5 protein-coding genes are annotated in these 4,929 nt (G+C 62.1%); 4 read left to right on the forward strand and 1 reads right to left on the reverse strand.

The genetic code is table 11. The annotated features are described in order from the left end of the window. The 4 genes from PGB28_RS21175 to PGB28_RS21190 all read left to right on the forward strand — a co-directional run. The coding region (locus tag PGB28_RS21175) for a hypothetical protein (RefSeq protein ID WP_271423493.1) at window positions 1–1,446 on the forward strand (1,446 nt) is incomplete at its 5' end. 17 nt (window positions 1,447–1,463) lie between these two features. Further along, window positions 1,464–2,357: a 5-dehydro-4-deoxyglucarate dehydratase gene (locus PGB28_RS21180; protein ID WP_333908251.1), complete on the forward strand. Its 894-nt coding sequence runs from the start codon at window positions 1,464–1,466 to the stop codon at window positions 2,355–2,357. Then, a complete protein-coding gene (locus PGB28_RS21185) occupies window positions 2,344–2,736 on the forward strand; it encodes an SDR family NAD(P)-dependent oxidoreductase (RefSeq protein WP_271423495.1) in 393 nt (130 codons plus the stop codon). Before PGB28_RS21180 ends, PGB28_RS21185 begins: the two co-directional genes overlap by 14 nt. 336 nt (window positions 2,737–3,072) lie before the next feature. After that, window positions 3,073–3,987, forward strand: a complete 915-nt coding sequence (locus PGB28_RS21190) for an NAD(P)-dependent oxidoreductase (RefSeq protein ID WP_271423496.1) — start codon at window positions 3,073–3,075, stop codon at window positions 3,985–3,987. A gap of 65 nt (window positions 3,988–4,052) precedes the next feature. Here PGB28_RS21190 and PGB28_RS21195 read toward each other — a convergent pair whose 3' ends face one another. Beyond that, entirely contained in the window at window positions 4,053–4,916 is an 864-nt protein-coding gene (locus PGB28_RS21195) for an SMP-30/gluconolactonase/LRE family protein (RefSeq protein WP_408636297.1), read from the reverse strand. Between the last annotated feature and the right edge of the window lie 13 nt (window positions 4,917–4,929).

Below are 4,929 nucleotides of genomic sequence, written 5' to 3' on the forward strand. Positions count from 1 at the left end.
TCTCGCATAGGCGACCTGTCGCAACAGGACAGGAGACCGCCCCGGACCGGGGCGGTTTCTGCCGCGCCTGCCCTGGCATTCACCCTAGTTGCCGTCTCGATACTGGAGCTTGTCGCCCGTTTCAGCGGGCTGCGCGTGGTACAGGACATGGCCTGGGCCGCCATGCTTGCGGTGCTCTTACTGGCGGCACGCCGCCTGTCCCTGCGCGAGATTTACCTTGTTGCCGCCTCGGCGGGTCTCAGCGTCATGATCCTGCTGAGCGATCCTGCCCCGGGCGCTTTGTTGCGCAGCGCGCTGGATCAGGCGGCCTTCCTCATGGCCTTTATCCTGCTTCTGTCGCTGTTGCAGGCCACCGCCGGGCGCTCGCCTTCAGTGGCGACGGTTGGTGCCTATCTGACCCGCCAACCGCCCGGGCGGCGTTACCTTGCGCTCAATGGTGGCACATCGCTTCTGGCAATCCTGTTCAATGTCGGGGTGGTCAGCTTCCTTGTCCCGCTGATCCAGCGCGGTATTCATCAGGCCGCGCCGGGTGACCCTCTGAACAAGATCCGTGAACAGCGACAAATCTCGGCACTGCTTCGCGGTTTTGCCTGGAGCGTGACGTGGTCGCCCACGGCCTTTGCCCCGCTGATCGTGGCCGATTTGCTGCCCGGTGTGGAACGGGGCGCGTGGATTGGCTACGGCTTTGCGCTTTTTGTCTGCCTGATGGCGGTCGGGTGGCTGGAGGACAGGGTCCGCTTCCGCCATTACCGCCCCAAAGGTGTCCGCTCCCTCATGGCTTTTCCCAGCAACGCCGCTTTGCGCTTTGCCGCGACGACACTTTGGTTCCTGATGCTGGTGGTCTTTTTCATCTGGTTGTTTGACGAAAGCGCCGTGTTCGGTGTGCTGGCCGCCTGCCCCTTTATGGTCGCCGGGTGGCTGGTCGCACAAGAAGAAGGGCCGATGAGAGCCTCATTGCGGACCCTGCCGCACCGATTTGGGCAGATGGTGACAACGGAACTGCCCGGATCCGTGAATGTAGCCATTACCCTTGCTGCGTCCGGCTATATCGGACGGGCCGCGGCCGGGTTGACCCCGGCGGCGGAGGTGGCGCAGGCGCTGGGTCTTGCCGGGATGCCCGATTGGCTGCTGCTCGCCGGCATGCCCGTTTTCCTGACCCTTTTCAGCCTGCTGGCCCTGTCGCCCACGATGATGGCGGTGTTCATGGGATCGTTTTTTGCTGCTCTGCCGGAACTCCCCGCCGATGCAACGCTCATCGCCTTTTCAATTTCCTGCGGTTGGGCGTTGTCGATGACCTTTTCGCCCTTTGCGACGGTCGTACTGATCGTTTCGCGCGGGTCCGGCATCCCCGCCCGCACCCTTACATGGGGCTGGAGCCTTGGCTTCACACTGATTGCCGCCGCCCTGCTTTTCCCGGTCTTCTACCTGTTGACCGGGGGCCATTAAAAAGGAGCCTTGCCATGATTGCCCCCAATGACCTGCGTGACATCATCCGATCCGGGTTGCTGTCCTTTCCCGTCACCCCGTTTGATGCCGAAGACAGGTTCAACCCGAAGGCATTTGCAGCGCATCTGGAATGGCTTTCGGCGCATCCGGTGGCCGGGTTGATCGTGGCGGGTGGAACCGGCGAGATGTTTTCGTTGACCCCGGACGAAATCGTCGAGGTAGTGAGCACCGCACAGCCCGACGCGCCGATCATCTCGGGCTGTGGTTATGGCACGCACATGGCCTGTGATCTGGCCCGTGCGATCGAGGCGGCAGGCGGTGACGGTATCCTGCTCTTGCCGCATTACCTGATCGGGGCGCCGCAGGACGGGATCGAGGCGCATATCCGAGCCGTCTGCAACGCCACGCGCATGGGGGTCATCGTCTACAATCGTGGGCAGTCGGTGGCCTCTGCTGACACGCTCAGGCAGCTGACCGATGATTGCCCGAACCTGATCGGGTTCAAGGACGGCACGGGCGATATCGACACGGTCAAGCGCATCACTGTGGGGCTGGGTGAGCGGCTGGCCTATATCGGCGGGATGCCCACCCATGAGCTGTTCGCCCAGGCCCATCGCGGCGCGGGGGTGGACACCTATTCTTCGGCCGTGTTCAACTTTGTGCCGGAGACCGCGTTGGCTTTTCACGCCGCCTTTGGCGCGGGGGACGATGCCACATGCGAAGATATGCTGCGCGACTTTTACTATCCTTTCGCGGCGATCCGTGACCGCAAGACCGGCTATGCCGTATCCGCCATCAAGGCCGGTGTGAGCCTGCGCGGTTTCGCGACCGGCCCGGTGCGCAGCCCCCTGACGGATCTGAGTGACGAGGAACGGGACATGATGCAAAAGCTGATCGATGGCCGGGGCTGAGCGGATGGGCATGCTGTCAGGGCAATGCGCCATCGTCACCGGCGCCAGCCGCGGGATTGGTCGCGCGACGGCTTTGCTGCTGGCGCGGTCCGGTGCTGATCTCGTCATCAATGGCACCAATGCCGGGTTGCTTGATGACCTGGCCGCAGAGATTGCCGGGATGGGGCGCGTTGCGGTGCCCTCCACCGGTGACCTCAGCGACCCGGAGGTCGCGTCAAAAGCCGTAGAGATTGCCAGGGAACGCTTTGGGCGGATCGACATTCTGGTCAACAATGCCGGGATCAACCTGCGCGGTGCGACGCTGGACGTGGCGCAAGAGGATTGGCAGCGGGTGCTCGACATCAACCTGAATGGCACCTTGCATTTCTGCCGCCCCTGACCAGCCTGCCCAACGTCACGCTCTATCCCCATCATGCCAGCGGCACGGTCGAGACGCGGGACGCCATGGCGCAGCTTGTGGTCGACAACCTCGCCGCCTGTTTCGCGGGGAAACCACTGCTGACACCGGTCTATGACCTGCCTGTTGAAGCGGCGGAACACTGAGCGACATGTTGCCCGCGGTCCGCTGGCTGTGCACGCTTTCGTCTGCCTCAACCGCGTTTACAGGACCCTGACCCGCACCGTGACATGATGCGCGAAAGTACCGCGATCTGGAGCAGAGATTGAAATGCCGACCATCCTGACAACTTCGCCAACTTTCGCCACCGTCGGCACGATGCAAACCCGCCTTTCCGATGCCGGTTTTTCCCTTTCCCGCCTCGGGCCGGAGGATGAGGCATATGCGACCGCATTGGCCAAGGCGGACTACCTCGTGGCGGGCCTACCCCCCGTCAACGCCGATACACTGTCCGGCGCACCGCGATTGAAGGGTATTCTGAAACACGGGGTCGGCGTGGATTCCATAGACATTCATGCGGCCAGTCATGCAAGAATTCCCGTCTGCTCCACGCCGGGTGCCAATGCTCAGGCAGTGGCCGAAATGGCGCTTGGAGCGATCTTTGCCATGTGCCGGAATACGGTCTTGGGCCACCAGACCGTGACGTCCGGAAAATGGCAGCGGCGACGCGGGCGCGAGGTGACCGACACAACGCTGGGCATCCTTGGCTTGGGCCGTATCGGCCAGTGCCTTACACGTCTGGCGAGCGGGGTCGGAATGACAGTAATTGCCCATGACCCTTATCCGGATCACGCGGCGGCCGAGTCGATCGGCGTGCGCCTTACCGGGTTCGATGAGGTCGTGGCCAACGCCGACGCGCTCAGCCTGCATCTTGCAGCAACGCCCGACACGCAGGGGCTGATCAGCGCGGCGCAACTTGGCGCGATGAAGCCCGGCGCTCTTTTGCTGAATTTCGCGCGACGTAGTCTCGTGGATCTCGACGCGGTGGCAGCAGCCTTGACGACCGGCGCTCTGGGGGGGGCGGCCATCGACGCTGATACGCAGGAACCGCCCGATATAGCCCACCCGGTCTTTTCTGCGCCAAATGTGTTGTTTTCCCCACTTTCCGGGGCCGACACAGTAGAGTCCATCGCCCGAATGAATGAAATGGTCTTCACCGACATCCTGTCCCTCGAACAAGGCAACCTACCGGTCCGGACCCTGAACGCCGCCGACATTTCAGACTTTGGATGAGCAACTTCCGCATCGCAACTCTGGTTGCGGCAATTGCAGATCGGCGACGTCGGAATACGTCCCGCTTAAACCATAACCTGCGCCTCGGGCAGTCCAGCGGTGGAAAGCGTTGCCTGATAAACGCATCCATCTGACGGGGTCGCGTCCGGCAGGTCTTCTCGCGCCGTTGTAACGAAAAGCTGCGTGAAATCTTTACCGCCAAAAGCCGGGCAAGAGCTATGTCGGCCATCAACCGAAACCGCCCTGTCGAACGTACCGTCGGGATGATAGCGCGCGACACGTCCCGCGCCCCATTGCGCGTTCCAGATCCCGCCCTCAGCGTCACAGACGGCACCGTCGGGATTGAGCCCGACTTCGCGGAGATCGATGAACACCTCGGGGCTGCCTAGCGGCCAGCCAGAGGAGTCGAGCGGTTGGCGCATGATCTGCGCCTTTGGCGTGTCACAGAAATAAGCGGTACGACCATCCGGAGCAAAGCATATCGCGTTCGGAATCGTGATCCCGTCGAACAGTTTTCTCACTTCGCCTCTGAAATACCGATAGATCGCGCCAGCGTGTCGTTCCGCTCGTTTGCCCATCGTGCCGATCCAGAACCCGCCCTGACGATCCGCGCGCCCGTCATTTGACCGTGTCTGCGGTTTGTCTGCTTCCAAAGGGTGGATCAGTTCGCGGGAACCGGAGTCCAAGACAAACCTGAAAAGACCAGTTTCAGACGCGATCAAAAGCGTATCGCGATCCACCCAGCCCGCAGCCGACACGTGTTCGTCAAACTGCCATTCCAGTTCCGTTCCGTTCCTCCGCGACAGCAATTTGTTGCCAAGGATATCGAACCAGAAAAGCTGTTTCCGTTCGGGATGCCAAAGCGGACCTTCACCAAGTTCGCAGCTCCGCGCGTCATATCTGGTCGCGGTCAGGGGTGCCTGCGACATGGCTCAGCTCCAG

Origin of the sequence: Primorskyibacter aestuariivivens (assembly GCF_028023675.1) — a bacterium.
Taxonomy (GTDB): domain Bacteria; phylum Pseudomonadota; class Alphaproteobacteria; order Rhodobacterales; family Rhodobacteraceae; genus Marinovum; species Marinovum aestuariivivens.